The organism is Burkholderia sp. BC1, assembly GCF_052683555.1.
In genome coordinates, this window is the sequence record NZ_JBQYLP010000199.1 from 40,779 (window position 1) to 54,822 (window position 14,044).

Genomic DNA, 14,044 nt, shown 5'->3' on the forward strand with positions numbered 1-14,044 from the left:
GTGCGTGGCGCGGCTGCATACCGCACCCATGCCGCACGTGTGCACGCCGCACGTATGCACGCCGCACGTATGCACGCCGCTCCCATCGCACCACGCGCTCGCGTGCATTTGCGCGCAGACGGCCGGCGGCGTCCGCCGCGGTCGGCTGCGCGCCGCATCCGTTTCACCTCAACCACAAGAACCAAGGAGACACCGTCAATGAAGTCACGTTCCCTTCGCGCCGCCGTTCTGACCGGCTCGGCCGCCGTCGCCGGTCTCGCGGCCGGCGCCGCGCACGCGCAATCGTCGGTCACGCTGTACGGGATCATGGATGCCGGCATCGAGTACACGAACCACGCGGCGCCGGAAGGCGGCAGCTCGGTCAAGCTGAAGTCGGGCAACAAGAACACGTCGCGCTGGGGTTTGCGCGGCGTCGAGGATCTCGGCGGCGGCCTGAAGGCCGTGTTCCGGCTCGAAAGCGGCATCGATCTCGCGAACGGCGCATTCGACGACGGCCCCGACTCGATCTTCGCGCGCCGTGCGACGGTCGGCCTGAAAGGCAAATGGGGCGAGCTGACGCTCGGCCGCAACTACACCGTCACCTATGACTACCTGCTGCCGTTCGACCCGATGGGTTATGCGCAGAACTACTCGTGGGCGACGTCGTCGATGGCGACCGGCAGCCGCAAGGACGGCATGTTCACGCGCTCGTCGAACGCAGTGCGTTACGACGGCGAGTTCGGCGGCTTCAAGTTCGGCGCGATGTACGGCTTCGGCAACGTGCCGGGCAGCGTGAAGACCAGCTCGAAGTACGACGTCGCGCTCGGCTACGAGACGGGACCGTTCGCGGCCGTGGTCACGTTCGACCGGCAGAACGGCGCGGCCGACAGCGTCACGCCCGCCGACACGGTCAACTACATCCAGGGAATCCACGCGGGCCTCAGCTACGACTTCGGCAACCTGAAGACGATGGCCGGTTATCGCAACTATCGGCGCACGTTTCACACGAGCGCCGCGAACCAGTTGAGCGACACGTATTGGGTCGGCGGGTCGTACCAGTTCACACCGACGTTCTCGCTGATCGCTGCCGTCTATCACCAGGACATCAAGGGCGGCACCGACGCCGATCCGACGCTCGTGTCGATGCGCGCGAACTACGCGCTGTCGAAGCGCACGGTGCTGTATCTGTCGGGCGCGTTCGCGATCGCGAAGCATGATCAGAAGGTCGGCGTGTCGCGCGATTTCGCCGGGTACGGCACGACGCAGGTGGGCGTGACGGCGGGGATTCAGCAGCGGTTTTGACATCTCGCTCGATGACGCGGGCGGCGGTACGCACGTCACCCGTGCCTGTGCGCGGCGCGGTCATCTGCGCTCGCGCGCCGTCGTGCGACGCCTTTTCACACTCGGATGAAGTCGCTCACGCAGGAGCGCCGCCTACTACGGCAACATGGCTTTGAGTCGATCAAAGCCGGTGGGCGGCAACCTGATCTCTCCATCATGGTCGACGGCGGTATCGAAGATCAACGATTCCTTGGTCCATATCAAGCGGACGGCATCGGGGTACGCGTACGTGCGCTCGGCAAGCAATTGCATATCGGAGGTCCGATAGAGCCGCAAAAGGATTCGCTCCCCTCCGAGGTACGCATATCGCGCGGCGTAGCGTCCCCCGTCGCCCCGGGAAAGTTCGGTGACGAACTGCGTCGCGCGTGCACGTAAGCGAGCGTCCTTGTAGTAGGCGCCGGCGCAGAACAGCAAGATGACAATTGCCAGAGCGGAACCGAGCACCTTCATTCCCGACTTCATTCGTCCGAGGCGTCCCTCCTGGCGCGAGAAGCTGTATAAGACGACGATCAGCAGCCCTGCCGTGATTCCGAGCAGGACGACGGCCGCGAGTGCGAGCATGCCGGCCGCTTGCACACCTGTCGCCAATCCGTTCATTCGAAATACACCGTTATGGGTTTGGGCAGCATGATCGTCCGTCGTCGGGAAATGTGATGAAGTCGCCGGCGCGATGGTGCCTCGCCTGTCATGGTCCGCACAATCGAATCCCGAACGCGGGGCGTTCCAGCTCCGCATGCTGGCCTTGCACATACGGTCGCCGTTTCGGGCGGAAACGCGGTGCCTGATGCGTTCCGCAGACAAGCCGGCGGCGCAACATAACGCACACAGGCATTGTTGAAGACTGCAAACAGTGAATGCGTCATTCAGTGCGCGCCTCCGGCGCGTTCGCGATCGCGAACGCCAAGCACGACCGGAAGGTGGATGTGTCGCGCGATTTCGCCGGGTATGGCGCGACACAGGTCGGCGTGACGGCGGGGATTCAGCAGCGGTTTTGACGCCGCGCTCGATGACGCGGGCGACGGCACGCATGTCGCCCACGGCGTAGCACGGCGGTTAGCCTTCAAGCTCCCATCGTGAACACCGTACGAACGGCACTGCTCGTGTCGCTCCAGTGCTCACCGACCGCCGACAGCGGCACCACGCGTGTGTCGAGCGTCAGCCGTGCGCGTGCGGCGGCGTCGAACACGCCGCGCGCGACCGCGAGCAACCGCGGCAGCGGCACGCTGCCCAGCCCGCTGCCCATCAGTTCGATCGCCGCGGCGCGCAGCACGGCGCCCGGCAGCGACACGTCGCCGCCGCCCATCGAGCCGATCTGCACAAAGCGCAGCGCGCGTCCCGCTGGCACGTTTTGCGCCGCGCTCGTCAGCAGCGTGCGCGCGGTCTCGCCCCAGAGATAGTCGAGCACGACGTCGACGCCCGCACGCCAGTGCGGCTCGAGCGCACGCGCGAGCGCCGCCGCGTCCTGCTGCAGCGGCACGACGGCATCCGCACCGGCGTCCAGCAACGCATCGAGCGCGGCCGTGTTGCGTCCCGTCGCGATCACCGTCGCGGCGCCGAGGTGCTTTGCGACCCGCACCGCGAGCCGGCCCGACGCGCCCGTCGCGCCGTTGACGAGCACCGTCTCGCCGCGCGTCATGCGCGCGCGTTCGGTCAGCGCCGCCCACGACGACATCGCAGGATTCGCGATCGCGGCGGCCGTGACGTCGTCGAGATCGTCCGGCAGCGACACCCATTGCGTATCGGGCACGATCGTGCGCTCGGCCATCGCGCCGAACGGCGCCGCGGCGCTGAAGAAGTAAACGCGCTGCCTGTCGTCGAGCCGCCCGACGCCGTCGACGCCGACGACGAACGGATAACGCCCGTCGAACGAGTAGTGCGCACCCGACGCGCGCCCCTGCGCCAGCCGGCTCACCGCCGACGCCGTCACGTCGATCAGCCGGTGACCCGGCTGCGCGTGCGGCGCGTCGAATTCCATATAGACCGGCCCTTCGCCGGGCCCCTTCATGACTGCCGCTTTCATGTCGATTCCTCGAATGTGCTGATGTGAATACCGGGCTGGCCGCACGCGTACGCCTGACGTCGCGCTGTCGCGCGCACCCCTCAATGCGCGTCGAGCCACGCGCGCAGCGCGCGATCGCGCACGTCGAGCACCTCGAACAGCCCGAGCGCGCGCAGCGCCGGCAATGCGTCGAGCACGTCGGCCTCTGCGCGGGCGCGCTCTTCCGTCGACGCATGCGGGTCGGTCAGCACGCGCGCGTTGATCAGAAACGCACCGACGGTGCCCTTACGGATCGTCGTGTCGCCGGCATCGAGCCGGTCCTGATCGTCGGGAAGCAATTGTTCGGCTCGCATCGTCCGGCTCCATGTCTGTGATCGAAGCGCACAATTTACGCGTGCGATCGATGCCGATCTCCGGTATAAAAGCCATTCGATACGGAGATTCGGCCATGTCCACCCCCCTTCTTCCCGCGCGGCTCGTGCTCAGCGACGACGGTCCGTTCGTCGCCGCGGCCGTGCTCACGCAGCGCGATGCGCGTACGACCGCGCCGCATGCGCATGCGCGCGGGCAGCTCGTCGGCGCCTTGAGCGGGCTGCTGTCGATCGGGCTCGACGATCAGGACTGGGTCGTACCGGCGATCCATGCGATCTGGATTCCGCCGCACTGCCGGCACGGGCTGCAGTCGTTCGGACCGTTTTCGGGATGGTCGGTGTTCGTGGCCGAGGCGCGCTGCGGCGCCTTGCCGTCGGAACCGCGCGCGATCCGTACGACGCCGTTGCTGCGCGAAGCCGTGCGGCGCGCCGCGACTTGGGATGGATCGGCGCTCGACGCCGCGCAGGCGCGGATCGCCGACGTGATCGTCGACGAGATCGCCGCGGCGGACGCGCAGTCGCTCGGGCTCGTGCGGCCGCGCGATCCACGGCTCGTGCGGATCACCGATGCGCTCGCCGCCGATCTGGCCGACAACCGCCGGCTCGAAGACTGGGCGCGCTGGGCCGGGCTCGGCGCACACACGCTGAGCCGGCGTTTCGTCGCGGAGACGGGGCTGACGTTCGCGCAGTGGCGTCAGCAGGCGCGGCTGATGCGCGCGCTAGAGAAAGTGGCCGACGGTGTGCCGGTCACGACGATCGCGCTCGATCTCGGCTACGAGAACGTGAGCGCGTTCATCGACATGTTTCGGCGTGCGCTCGGGACGACGCCGGGGAAGTATGGGGAGCTGGCGCGACTTGAAGCCAGCAAGGAGCGAACTTCGTCATGATTCACATGCAGCGCCGGTGCCGATCGGCTAGACGCCGCCGAATGTAACGCGCACGGCATTGTTGAAAACTGCAAGCAGCGAATTCGTCGTTCGCCACCCGTGCGCCGCGTTCGTGATCGCGAAGCATACCGGTGACGGCAATCGCAGAGCACGACGCCGGCCGGAACGTATGGACGTTAGATGGCGAAAGCATCGACGCGCGGTCACATGACATTACTGAATCCGCGCACCGCACAACACCCGTTCAAAGAAGTGCTCGATAGGCGTCGAGCGACTGACACGTCTGCACCATGCCTTGTCGTCGCAAGATCTCGAGGTACCGGTCTGCAGTCAACGGTGGTTGTTTAAGCGCCTCTCGCTGTCGTCGCGCGGCCGCAACGACCACTGCGGGTTCGAGGTCGAAAAGATTATCGACGAACTCGTCTGGATGCTGGGCCTCGATGCCGTACGGCAACAACGCCTCTTCCGGAAAGTCCTTTCGATTGAACGTCACGATCACGCTGGCGTTGCAACGGATTGCAGCGGCAAGCACGTGACGATCGTCGGCATCCGGGAGAACAAGCCCGGCAATCAACGATTCATAACCGGTCACGACGGCATCCGGTATCGCTCGATCCATCAAACTCGAGGTTCGATCAAGCTGTTCCGCTGTCAAATCCGGACGGTTGTCCAACAGATTGCGCTTCCACTCGTCGGTAATATGTGCGCTCCACCGCGCCCGGAAACATCCACTTAACGCCAGCCGCATCAGGAAATCGCGAAGCGGCGCGGGATAAAGCACACAGGCATCGTAGATCGCCGTAAATGGCGAATGCGTCATTCGTAGCCCATCCGCAGATCCTGTGCCTGCTTGCTCAGTTCTTCCATTGCGTCAGCACTCTCTTGGTCGCGCTCAGCCTTGTAGCGCATCAGATCCGAAAACCGCACGCGCCGATGCTTGCCGGTCCGGTGATAGGGCAATGCATTCGACTCAAGCAGCTTGATCAGATGCGGGCGGGAGACATTGAGCAGATCTGCCGCTTCCTGCGTCGTCAATTCCGCATGAACCGGCACAACCTTGACAGCGTTGCCATCCGCCAATTCCGCGAGAATATCCACCAGCAGACGAAGTGCGGACGTCGGCAGCTCGACCTGATGGGCTCGGTTCTCGTCATCAAAAATCTGAATGCGCTGCGTATCGGTCCGTGTTGCGAGATAAGCCGCCAGCATGCGTTGCCCCTCGACGGCCGCCTGCATCTCGCGCTCGACGGGCAAGATCATGTCGGGTGTCGTGGCGTAATGCATTGCGTTCTCCAATCGGAATTTCAGGATTTCAGCAGTCTATTCGAAATAAACGAAATTCGCAATAAACGAAATTTGAACGAACCCCAAATACTCCGAGCGCAGCCGGCTTCATCGTTCAATACGTCCCATCCCCCGTCTTCCCGGCCTCGCCCGCCTTCCCCTTGAACTGCGCCGCCAACCGCTCCGCGCTCCTTGCCAGCAACGTCGTATCGACGCCGACCGCGCCGAACAGCGCGCCCGCTTCGAGGTAACGCCGCGCGGCCGCTTCATCCGCGCTGAGAATTCCCGGCGCCTTCCCGGCCGCCTTGATCGCCCGGATCGCACTGTCGATCGCCGCCTGCACGTCCGGATGCCCGGGATTGCCGAGGTGCCCGAGATCGGCGGCCAGGTCCGCGGGCCCGATGAACACTCCGTCCACCCCTTCGACGCGCGCAATCGCGTCGATCGCGTCGAGTCCCGCGCGCGTCTCGACCTGCACGAGCACGGCCATCTCGTCGTTCGCGCGATGCAGGTAGTCGCCCACGCGATTCCACCGCGACGCACGCGCGAGCGCGCTGCCGACGCCGCGCATCCCGTGCGGCGGATAGCGTGTGGCCGCCACCGCCGCGCGCGCTTCGTCGGCGCTTTGCACCATCGGCACGAGCAGCGTCTGCGCGCCGAGATCGAGCACCTGCTTGACGATCACCGGATCGTTCCACGGCACGCGCACGACCGGCTGCGACCGATACGGCGCGATCGCCTGCAGCTGCGCGACGATCGACGGCACCGTATTCGGCGCGTGCTCGCCGTCGATCAGCAGCCAGTCGAAACCGGCGCCCGCGACGATTTCGGCACTGTACGGATTGGCGAGACCGAGCCACAGCCCGATCTGCGCGTCGCCGCGCGCGAGCGCGGCCTTGAACGTATTCGTCGGCATCTGCATCGTCTGTTCACCCGAAGTAGCACTGAATCGTTCCGAGCGGGCCGTAGTCGACACTGAACGTGTCGCCGCGACGCGCCGCGCACGGCCGCGTAAACGACCCGCCGAGCACGATCTGGCCGCGCTCGAGCGCGACGTCGAAGCGTGCGAGCCGGTTCGCGAGCCACGCGACGCCGTTCGCCGGGTGATTCAGCACGCCCGCAGCGACGCCCGTTTCCTCGACCACGCCGTTGCGCGACATGATGGCCGCGACCCAACGCAGATCGACATCGTGCGGCTTCACCGGCCGCCCGCCGATCACGACGCCCGCGTTCGCCGCGTTGTCGGCGATCGTGTCGAACACCTTGCGCGGACGCTGCGTGTCCGGATCGATCGACTGGCTGCGCGCGTCGATGATCTCGAGCGCGGGCACCACGTAGTCGACCGCGTCGTAGACGTCGAAGATCGTGCAGTTCGGGCCGCTCAGGCGCTTGCCGAGCACGAACGCGAGTTCGACCTCGACGCGCGGCACGATGAAGCGATCGGTCGGAATCGTGCCGCCGTCTTCGAAGAACATGTCGTCGAGCAGCGCGCCGTAGTCCGGCTCGTCGATCTGCGACGCGTTCTGCATCGCCTTCGACGTGAGGCCGATCTTGTGCCCTTTCAGCGTGCGGCCTTCCGCGAGCTTCAGCGCGACCCACGCGCGCTGGATCGCATACGCGTCGTCGATCGTGATGTCCGGATGGTCGAGCGAGATCTGGCGGATCTGCGTGCGTTCGCGTTCGGCGTCGTGCAGACGCTGCGCGAGCGCATCGATGGTGGCGGTATCGAGCATGGTGGGGTTCGGATTCAGTCGGCCCGCTTGTAGCGGGCGTGGATGTTGTTGTGCTTGTACGAGCCGCTTTCGCTGAACTCGGTCAGCTCCATCGACAGCGCGAGATAACGCTTCGCATACAGCTCCGCGAAATGCGCCTTGATCGCGTCGAACAACGCGTCGCATGCGGCGCGCTTCGTCGCCTCGCTGCGGCCGGCGCCGATCTTCAGCGTCACGTGCACGAACGCGTCGTCTTCGGTGCCGTCGGCCACGCAGTAGTCGTGCAGCTCGATCGCGCGCGAGCGAATCCCGCCGATCGGAAACACGCCGCCCTGCGCGATCAGCGTCGCGTTGATCGTGCGCAGCAGCTCGGGAATGCGGGCGTCGGCGCGGATGTTCGCCGTATATTCGACGACGATGTGCGGCATGGCAGTCTCCGGTCGGATGTCGAATGCGTGCGCGTTCAGCGCAGCGGAAAAATGGCGTTGATCTGGCCGGTGCCCGAACTCGCGAAGTAGTCGGTGACGATTTCGACCGGCTTGTCGTAGCGATCCCAGCCGAGCAGGCCGAGCAGCATCGCGGTGTCGTGCATCCCGCCTTCGCCGTGGCAGTGCTGGTTGTACTCGGGCAGCATCGCGCAGAACGTCCTGAAGTCGCCCTGCTTCCACAGTTCGACGACGCGCAGATCGACCTGCCGGAAAAATTCGCGGCTGATCTCGTGAATCGATTCCTCGGGGCTGCCGTTGTCGTTGAAACGATGCGACAGCGAACCGCTCGCGAGGAACGCAACGTTCGAATCGCTCTTTTCGATCGCTTCGAGCAGCGCTTCGCCGAAGCGGCGACTGTCGTCGAGCGTGTGCCACATGCACCAGCCGGCAATCGACACGACCTTGAAGTGCTGGTCGCCGTTCATGTAGCGCATCGGCACGAGCGTCCCGTATTCGAGCTCGAGGCTGTCGATCTCGTGCGCGCGCGTCGCGATGCCGCGCGCGCTCGCCGTCTCGGCGATCAGCCGGCCGAGCGCCGGGTTGCCCGGATATGCGTAATGCATGTCGCGGATGAAATGCGGCAGTTCATTGCTCGTGTACGTGCCGGCAAAGCGCGCATTGCAGTTCACGTGATAGCCGGCATTGACGAGCCAGTGCACGTCCGACACGACGATCGTGTCGACGCCGAGCGCGCGGCAGCGCTCGCCGATCAGCCGATGGCCGCGGATTGCTGCGTCGCGGCAGCCGTGATGCTTGCCGGGCAGCTCCGACAGGTACATCGACGGCACATGCGTGATTTTCGCGGCGAGGGACAGTTTGCCCATCGTAGTCTCCGTATCGTTCTTGTCGCGGCGCCACGGCGCGCGTCAGACGCCCCAGCGCGGAATGTGATGCGAGCCCATCGAGATGCAGACGTTCTTGACTTCCGCGAACACCTCGAAGCTGTATTCGCCGCCTTCGCGCCCGGTGCCGGACGCTTTGACGCCGCCGAACGGCTGGCGCAGATCGCGCACGTTCTGGCTGTTCACGAACACCATGCCGGCCTCGATCCCGCGCGCGAGCCGATGCACCTTGCCGACGTCCTGCGTCCACACGTACGACGCGAGCCCGTACGCCGTGTCGTTGGCAAGCTGCAGCCCGTGCGCTTCGTCGTCGAACGGAATCAGGCACGCGACGGGCCCGAAGATTTCCTCCTGCGCGATGCGCATCCGGTTGTCGACGTCGGCGAACACGGTCGGCCGCACGAAGTTGCCGTTGCGCAGCCGCTCGGGCAGCCCGGCGGGCTGGTCGGCCCCGCCCGCGACGATCCGCGCGCCTTCCTGTTCGCCGAGGCGGATATAGCCCGTGACCTTTTCCCAATGCTGGCGCGTGATCATCGCGCCGAGCTGCGTGGCCGGATCGGACGGATCGCCGACCACGAGCCGGTTCGCGCGCCGCGCGAATTCCTGCACGAAGCGGTCGTAGATCGTGCGCTGCACGAAGATGCGCGAGCCCGCGGTACAGCGTTCGCCGTTGATCGAGAAGATCGTGAACAGCGACGCGTCGAGCGCGCGATCGAAATCGGCATCGTCGAAAATCAGCACCGGTGACTTGCCGCCGAGCTCCATCGAGTATTTCTTCAGCCCCGCGCGTTCGATGATCCGCTTGCCCGTGACGGTGCCGCCCGTAAACGACACCGCGCGCACGTCGGGATGCCGCACGAGCGCATCGCCGGCCGTCGCGCCGTAGCCCTGCACGACGTTGAGCACGCCCGGCGGAATGCCGGCCTCGAGTGCGAGCCGGCCGAGCTGGTCGGCCGTCAGCGGCGACAGCTCCGACATCTTCAGCACGGCGGTATTGCCGAGCGCGAGGCACGGCGCCGTTTTCCAGGTTGCGGTCATGAACGGCACGTTCCACGGCGAGATCAGCGCGCAGACGCCGACCGGCTGATACAGCGTGTAGTTCAGCATCTGATCGTCGACGGGATACGTGCGGCCGTTCATCTGTACGCACACTTCCGCGAAGAAATGGAAGTTCTCCGACGCGCGCGGAATCAGCTGCTTGCCAGTCTGCGCGATCGGCAGGCCCGTGTCCTGCGTTTCCAGCGCGGCGAGTGTCGGTACGTTCTTCTCGATCAGCTCGCCGAGCCTGCGCATCAGCTTCGCACGCTCCTTCGCGGGCGTGTTCGCCCATTTCGGAAACGCTTCCTTCGCCGCACGCACGGCGGCGTCGACTTCGGCCTCGCCGCCCGACGCGACTTCGTCGATCACGTCGCCCGTCGCCGGATTCAGCGTCGCGAACCTGTCGCGGCTGTCGACCTCGCGGCCGTCGATCCAGTGCTTGATGGTCATCTGCTCTCCTTGTGCGACGGGCTCAGCCCGCGCGATAGTAGTCCGCTTCGCCGACGATCGTGTTCACGAGCCGGCCGATTCGTTCGATTTCCGTCACCACCACATCGCCGGGCTGCGTGTCGGCGAGCCCCTGCGGCGTGCCGGTCAGAATCAGGTCGCCCGGCGCGAGCGTCATGAAGCCGCTGATGTATTCGATCAGCGCGGGCACGTCGAAGATCATGTCGCGCGTGCTGCCGCGCTGCGTCTCGCGGCCGTTCACCGTCGTGCGCAGCGCGAGATCGCCGGCGTCGCCGACTTCGTCGCGGCTCACGAACCACGGCCCGAGCGGCGTACACGTGTCGCGATTCTTCACGCGCAGGTTCGGCCGATAGTAGTTCTCCAGATAGTCGCGGATCGCGTAGTCGTTCGCGACCGTATAGCCGGCCACGTAGTCGATCGCCTGCGCGCGCGAGACGTTACGCGCGGGCCGGCCGATCACGACGGCGAGCTCGCACTCGTAGTGCATGTGCGTCGCATCGGCAGGCCGCACCGTCTGCGACCGGTGGCCGATGAACGTGTTCGGCCCTTTCAGGAAGATCAGCGGCTCGCCCGGCGCGCTGAACGCGAGTTCCTTCGCATGATCCGCGTAGTTGAGGCCGAGCGCGAAGGTCGTGCGCGGCACGACGGGCGGCAGCCACGCGACGGCCTCCTCGCCGAGTACGCGCCCGGTATCGAGGCGGATCGCGCCGTCGCCGGCCGGCTCGGCCGCATGCAGGGCGCCGTTGTAGACGACGCGTGCCGTCTTCATCGTGCCTCCTCCGCGACGAGCGCGTGGCGCAACGTGCCGATGCCGTCGGCGGCGATCTCGACCGTGCTGCCCGCGCGTGCATGCGGCGCGCCGCCCGCAACGCCGAGCAACAGCACGTCGCCGGCGTCGAACGACATGAACGCGCTGATGTCGGCGATCAGTTCGCGCAGCGGGCGAATCAGCGTCGCGGTGGACGTGCGCGCGACGACTTCGCCGTCGATGCGCACGCTCAGCGCGATCGCGTCGACGTCGGCGAGCGCGGAAACCGGCACGATCGCCGGGCCCAGCGGACAAAAGCCGTCGCGGCATTTGAAGCGCACGGCCGGCCGATAGTAGTCGGGATGCGGAACGGATATGTCGCTGGCGAGCGTGAAGCCGTGTACGTAGTCGAGCGCGTGGGCGGCCGGCACGCGCGTCGCACGGCGCGCGAACACGACGGCCACCGACGCGCCGATCTCCAGCGCCTCGACGCCGGCCGGCACGACGACGGCCGCGCCGTCGGGCGCGTGCGTATTGGCCGGCTTGATGTAGAGCACGGGCGCCTGCGGCGGACGCCCGTAAGGCGCCGCATGCACCGCGTCGCCGAGCGCGGCGAGCGCCGCGCGCTCGTTCAGCAGTGCGCCATAAACGGTACCGATCGCGACCGGCAGCGGCGGCGCCGCGGCGGTCGTGCAACACAGCTCCATCGGGACTCCTCTGCCGCGCGTCGCGGCGCATCGTCAATACTTAACATCTTAAGTAAACAAAGCGACGCTGACAACCTCGATTACCCTGATAGACGAATTTCACCACCGTCGGCTGTTAAGATTCATCCGTCCCATTCACCGCATCCCCCGATGAACCGTACGCTCGACCATCGCAATCTGGCCATGCTGCTGCTCGAGGCCCGCGAAACGCTGATGGGCCTGTTCCGCCCCATTCTCAAGGAATTTGCACTGACGGAGCAGCAATGGCGGATCATCCGCGTGCTCGACGGCGAGCCGGGGCAGTCGCTCGAAGCGGGACAGATTGCGCGGCGCTGCTGCATTCTGAGCCCGAGCCTCACGGGCGTGCTCGAGCGCATGGAGCGCGACGGCTTGATCACGCGCACGCGCGCGCAGGAGGATCAGCGTCGGCTCGTGGTCAGCCTGACGCCGCAAAGCAGAAAGCTCGTCACGGAGATCGGCCCGCGCATCGACGAACAGTATCGGCTGCTCGAAGCGCGCTTCGGCCAGGACGGCCTCGACGACATCTATCGCGCGCTCGATCGCTTGATCGAACTCGGCAACGGCATGTCGTCGTGATGTCCTTGCGTGCCGGCGTGGCCGTGCGCGAACGGTACGTACGCGTGCGGCACCGTCAGTCTCGCGCGCCGCGCATCAGGTCGGTCACCGGGATCCCGCGCGACGTGCGCATGCACGCTTCCACGTAATCGACGAACGGCAACGGCTCGAAATCGATTTCGTCGCGCAGGCGGCGGTTGTCGAACACGCGGTCGACCGTCGCGAATTCCGCGAAACGCCGCATCGCGTCGCCGATCACGCGCTCGCGCGCCGGATCCGCGCGGCCGAGCACGGTACGCACGACCTGCGGCAGCTCGGCCGGCGCGCACGCCGCGTAGCGCGGCGCGTCCGCGATGCCGACCGCCTCGTCCATCGCGCGCACGATCTGCGCGACCATCGGTGCGTCCTCGCCCGCCGACACGTGATAGACGCGATGCGCGAGCGTCGGCTTGACGGCGAGCAGCATCGTCGCGCGTGCGACGTCGTCGACCGACACGATGTCGATGCGCGTCATCGGCCGCGCGGTGAAGCGACGCGCGGCGTGCGCGACGCGAAACATCCAGAACGAATTCGGCGCCGGCCGCGTGCCGAGCACCGTGTGACCGACGACGTGCGACGGCCGCACGACGACGAGCGGCAACCCGAGCGCGCGCAGCCGCCGCTCCGTTTCCGCCTTCGCGTGCAGATAGCGGGCGGTGAGCACCGCACCGCGCGGCGTTTCGCCCATGCAGGGCGCACGCTCCGGCTCTTCCTGCACGACGCCGGCGCCGGCCGCGCCCGCGAATGCCGTGCCGACGTAGACGAACCGCCGCAGATGCGGCGCCTGCGTGCAGCGCGCGGCAAAGCGCAGCGTGCTGTCGAGATCGCTCTGCAGATGTGCGCCGTCGGCGACCGACGCGTGGCCCGCGCAATGAATCACGTGCGTCGCGGCCGCGAGGCGTGCTGCGTCGGCGCGGTCCCACACGTCGTCGAGCGCGCCGACGATCACGTTCGCGTCGCCGAGGCGCGCCGCCCAGTACGGCGCGAGGCCCGCGCGCAGCGCCGCGTCGCGCAGCCGCGCGACGGCGTGTCCGCGGTCCCGCGCACGCACGATGCAGACGACGCGTTCGAGCAGACCCGCGTTGACGAGCGCGGTCAGCACGGTACTGCCGAGGAAACCGGTTGCACCGGTCAGCACGAGTCGCTCGACATTCGCCGCCGCGACCGGCGCGCTCGCGGGCGAGACGAGGCTCGTGCGCCAGTTCAGCGGCAGCGCGGTTTTCCAGATCAGCACGGTAGTCTCCTTCGAGGAAGCGGCCCGACCGGCGACGCGCACAGGGCGCTAGCGCTCTGCGCGGAAGCGAGCCGCACGACGGGCACGTACGCCGCCGGCGATCGCGACCGGCCGCTGCGGCGAACACGTCGCGCGCGGAGGTCGCGACACGTTGCCGTGCGCGCAGCGTCGGGCAATGCGCAGTGTGGGGCGCGATCGCGCGGAAGTCTGTGCTGAAAGTTTCGTAAAAATGTGTGGATTTGTACGGGATTGTCCGGCTCTGTCGCGCGGCGTTCGGACGCGTCGCACGCGTGCACGCATTTGCACGTTCGCTGTGCTGCACTTCGGCGGC

At 66.7% G+C, this 14,044-nt stretch carries 16 protein-coding genes and 1 pseudogene; 4 read left to right on the plus strand and 13 right to left on the minus strand.

Going from position 1 to position 14,044, the window contains the following annotated elements:
- The first annotated feature begins 198 nt into the window (after nucleotides 1-198).
- Nucleotides 199-1,281 (plus strand): porin, encoded by a 1,083-nt coding sequence (locus tag ACSHSS_RS30520; RefSeq protein ID WP_445546004.1) that lies wholly within the window; start codon nucleotides 199-201, stop codon nucleotides 1,279-1,281.
- Between the two features lie 135 nt (nucleotides 1,282-1,416).
- Here ACSHSS_RS30520 and ACSHSS_RS30525 read toward each other — a convergent pair whose 3' ends face one another.
- Entirely contained in the window at nucleotides 1,417-1,917 is a 501-nt protein-coding gene (locus ACSHSS_RS30525) for a hypothetical protein (RefSeq protein WP_445546005.1), read from the minus strand.
- 275 nt (nucleotides 1,918-2,192) lie between these two features.
- On the opposite strand from ACSHSS_RS30525, the pseudogene ACSHSS_RS30530 reads away from it, so the two are divergent.
- Nucleotides 2,193-2,315: pseudogene (locus tag ACSHSS_RS30530) on the plus strand (porin); the annotation flags it as partial.
- A gap of 65 nt (nucleotides 2,316-2,380) precedes the next feature.
- Here ACSHSS_RS30530 and ACSHSS_RS30535 read toward each other — a convergent pair.
- Both ACSHSS_RS30535 and ACSHSS_RS30540 read right to left on the minus strand, forming a co-directional pair.
- On the minus strand, nucleotides 2,381-3,340 hold the full coding sequence (locus ACSHSS_RS30535; RefSeq protein ID WP_445546006.1) for a quinone oxidoreductase family protein: 960 nt from the start codon (nucleotides 3,338-3,340) through the stop codon (nucleotides 2,381-2,383).
- 80 nt (nucleotides 3,341-3,420) lie between these two features.
- Entirely contained in the window at nucleotides 3,421-3,672 is a 252-nt protein-coding gene (locus tag ACSHSS_RS30540) for a hypothetical protein (RefSeq protein WP_035954739.1), read from the minus strand.
- Between the two features lie 95 nt (nucleotides 3,673-3,767).
- Between ACSHSS_RS30540 and ACSHSS_RS30545 the strand changes: the two genes are divergently transcribed.
- On the plus strand, nucleotides 3,768-4,577 hold the full coding sequence (locus ACSHSS_RS30545; RefSeq protein WP_445546007.1) for an AraC family transcriptional regulator: 810 nt from the start codon (nucleotides 3,768-3,770) through the stop codon (nucleotides 4,575-4,577).
- 244 nt (nucleotides 4,578-4,821) lie between these two features.
- Here ACSHSS_RS30545 and ACSHSS_RS30550 read toward each other — a convergent pair whose 3' ends face one another.
- The 9 genes from ACSHSS_RS30550 to ACSHSS_RS30590 form a co-directional block, all read right to left on the minus strand.
- Nucleotides 4,822-5,397 carry a PIN domain-containing protein gene (locus ACSHSS_RS30550; protein WP_060096181.1) on the minus strand — a complete coding sequence of 192 codons (576 nt, stop codon included), beginning with the start codon at nucleotides 5,395-5,397 and terminating at the stop codon, nucleotides 4,822-4,824.
- On the minus strand, nucleotides 5,394-5,861 hold the full coding sequence (locus ACSHSS_RS30555) for a helix-turn-helix domain-containing protein (protein ID WP_445546008.1): 468 nt from the start codon (nucleotides 5,859-5,861) through the stop codon (nucleotides 5,394-5,396). The genes ACSHSS_RS30550 and ACSHSS_RS30555 overlap by 4 nt, the downstream gene beginning before the upstream one ends.
- Nucleotides 5,862-5,976: 115 nt before the next feature.
- Nucleotides 5,977-6,783 (minus strand): 4-hydroxy-2-oxoheptanedioate aldolase, encoded by an 807-nt coding sequence (gene hpaI, locus ACSHSS_RS30560; protein WP_445546009.1) that lies wholly within the window; start codon nucleotides 6,781-6,783, stop codon nucleotides 5,977-5,979.
- Between the two features lie 7 nt (nucleotides 6,784-6,790).
- The gene (gene hpaH, locus ACSHSS_RS30565; protein WP_105842135.1) at nucleotides 6,791-7,594 is read right to left on the minus strand and encodes a 2-oxo-hept-4-ene-1,7-dioate hydratase; all 804 of its coding nucleotides are present in this window, start codon (nucleotides 7,592-7,594) and stop codon (nucleotides 6,791-6,793) included.
- A gap of 14 nt (nucleotides 7,595-7,608) precedes the next feature.
- Nucleotides 7,609-8,001, minus strand: a complete 393-nt coding sequence (locus ACSHSS_RS30570; protein ID WP_006403681.1) for a 5-carboxymethyl-2-hydroxymuconate Delta-isomerase — start codon at nucleotides 7,999-8,001, stop codon at nucleotides 7,609-7,611.
- Nucleotides 8,002-8,036: 35 nt separating this feature from the next.
- Nucleotides 8,037-8,885, minus strand: a complete 849-nt coding sequence (gene hpaD / locus ACSHSS_RS30575; protein ID WP_012217098.1) for a 3,4-dihydroxyphenylacetate 2,3-dioxygenase — start codon at nucleotides 8,883-8,885, stop codon at nucleotides 8,037-8,039.
- A gap of 42 nt (nucleotides 8,886-8,927) precedes the next feature.
- Nucleotides 8,928-10,391 carry a 5-carboxymethyl-2-hydroxymuconate semialdehyde dehydrogenase gene (gene hpaE / locus ACSHSS_RS30580; protein ID WP_445546010.1) on the minus strand — a complete coding sequence of 488 codons (1,464 nt, stop codon included), beginning with the start codon at nucleotides 10,389-10,391 and terminating at the stop codon, nucleotides 8,928-8,930.
- A 22-nt stretch (nucleotides 10,392-10,413) separates the two neighbouring features.
- A complete protein-coding gene (locus tag ACSHSS_RS30585) occupies nucleotides 10,414-11,178 on the minus strand; it encodes a fumarylacetoacetate hydrolase family protein (protein WP_253572789.1) in 765 nt (254 codons plus the stop codon).
- Nucleotides 11,175-11,864 carry a fumarylacetoacetate hydrolase family protein gene (locus ACSHSS_RS30590; protein WP_445546011.1) on the minus strand — a complete coding sequence of 230 codons (690 nt, stop codon included), beginning with the start codon at nucleotides 11,862-11,864 and terminating at the stop codon, nucleotides 11,175-11,177. Before ACSHSS_RS30590 ends, ACSHSS_RS30585 begins: the two co-directional genes overlap by 4 nt.
- A 150-nt stretch (nucleotides 11,865-12,014) precedes the next feature.
- Here ACSHSS_RS30590 and hpaR point away from each other — a divergent pair, with 150 nt between their 5' ends.
- Nucleotides 12,015-12,461, plus strand: a complete 447-nt coding sequence (hpaR, locus tag ACSHSS_RS30595; protein WP_006402383.1) for a homoprotocatechuate degradation operon regulator HpaR — start codon at nucleotides 12,015-12,017, stop codon at nucleotides 12,459-12,461.
- Nucleotides 12,462-12,516: 55 nt separating this feature from the next.
- On the opposite strand, the gene ACSHSS_RS30600 is transcribed toward hpaR, so the two are convergent.
- The gene (locus ACSHSS_RS30600; protein ID WP_445546012.1) at nucleotides 12,517-13,713 is read right to left on the minus strand and encodes an SDR family oxidoreductase; all 1,197 of its coding nucleotides are present in this window, start codon (nucleotides 13,711-13,713) and stop codon (nucleotides 12,517-12,519) included.
- Between the last annotated feature and the right edge of the window lie 331 nt (nucleotides 13,714-14,044).

Bases quoted from the DNA above. Each gene is read 5' to 3' on its own strand.
- ACSHSS_RS30520 (WP_445546004.1), top strand. From the start codon at position 199: ATGAAGTCACGTTCCCTTCGCGCCGCCGTTCTGACCGGCTCGGCCGCC.
- ACSHSS_RS30525 (WP_445546005.1), bottom strand. From the start codon at position 1,917: ATGAACGGATTGGCGACAGGTGTGCAAGCGGCCGGCATGCTCGCACTC.
- ACSHSS_RS30535 (WP_445546006.1), bottom strand. From the start codon at position 3,340: ATGAAAGCGGCAGTCATGAAGGGGCCCGGCGAAGGGCCGGTCTATATG.
- ACSHSS_RS30540 (WP_035954739.1), bottom strand. From the start codon at position 3,672: ATGCGAGCCGAACAATTGCTTCCCGACGATCAGGACCGGCTCGATGCC.
- ACSHSS_RS30545 (WP_445546007.1), top strand. From the start codon at position 3,768: ATGTCCACCCCCCTTCTTCCCGCGCGGCTCGTGCTCAGCGACGACGGT.
- ACSHSS_RS30550 (WP_060096181.1), bottom strand. From the start codon at position 5,397: ATGACGCATTCGCCATTTACGGCGATCTACGATGCCTGTGTGCTTTAT.
- ACSHSS_RS30555 (WP_445546008.1), bottom strand. From the start codon at position 5,861: ATGCATTACGCCACGACACCCGACATGATCTTGCCCGTCGAGCGCGAG.
- hpaI (WP_445546009.1), bottom strand. From the start codon at position 6,783: ATGCAGATGCCGACGAATACGTTCAAGGCCGCGCTCGCGCGCGGCGAC.
- hpaH (WP_105842135.1), bottom strand. From the start codon at position 7,594: ATGCTCGATACCGCCACCATCGATGCGCTCGCGCAGCGTCTGCACGAC.
- ACSHSS_RS30570 (WP_006403681.1), bottom strand. From the start codon at position 8,001: ATGCCGCACATCGTCGTCGAATATACGGCGAACATCCGCGCCGACGCC.
- hpaD (WP_012217098.1), bottom strand. From the start codon at position 8,885: ATGGGCAAACTGTCCCTCGCCGCGAAAATCACGCATGTGCCGTCGATG.
- hpaE (WP_445546010.1), bottom strand. From the start codon at position 10,391: ATGACCATCAAGCACTGGATCGACGGCCGCGAGGTCGACAGCCGCGAC.
- ACSHSS_RS30585 (WP_253572789.1), bottom strand. From the start codon at position 11,178: ATGAAGACGGCACGCGTCGTCTACAACGGCGCCCTGCATGCGGCCGAG.
- ACSHSS_RS30590 (WP_445546011.1), bottom strand. From the start codon at position 11,864: ATGGAGCTGTGTTGCACGACCGCCGCGGCGCCGCCGCTGCCGGTCGCG.
- hpaR (WP_006402383.1), top strand. From the start codon at position 12,015: ATGAACCGTACGCTCGACCATCGCAATCTGGCCATGCTGCTGCTCGAG.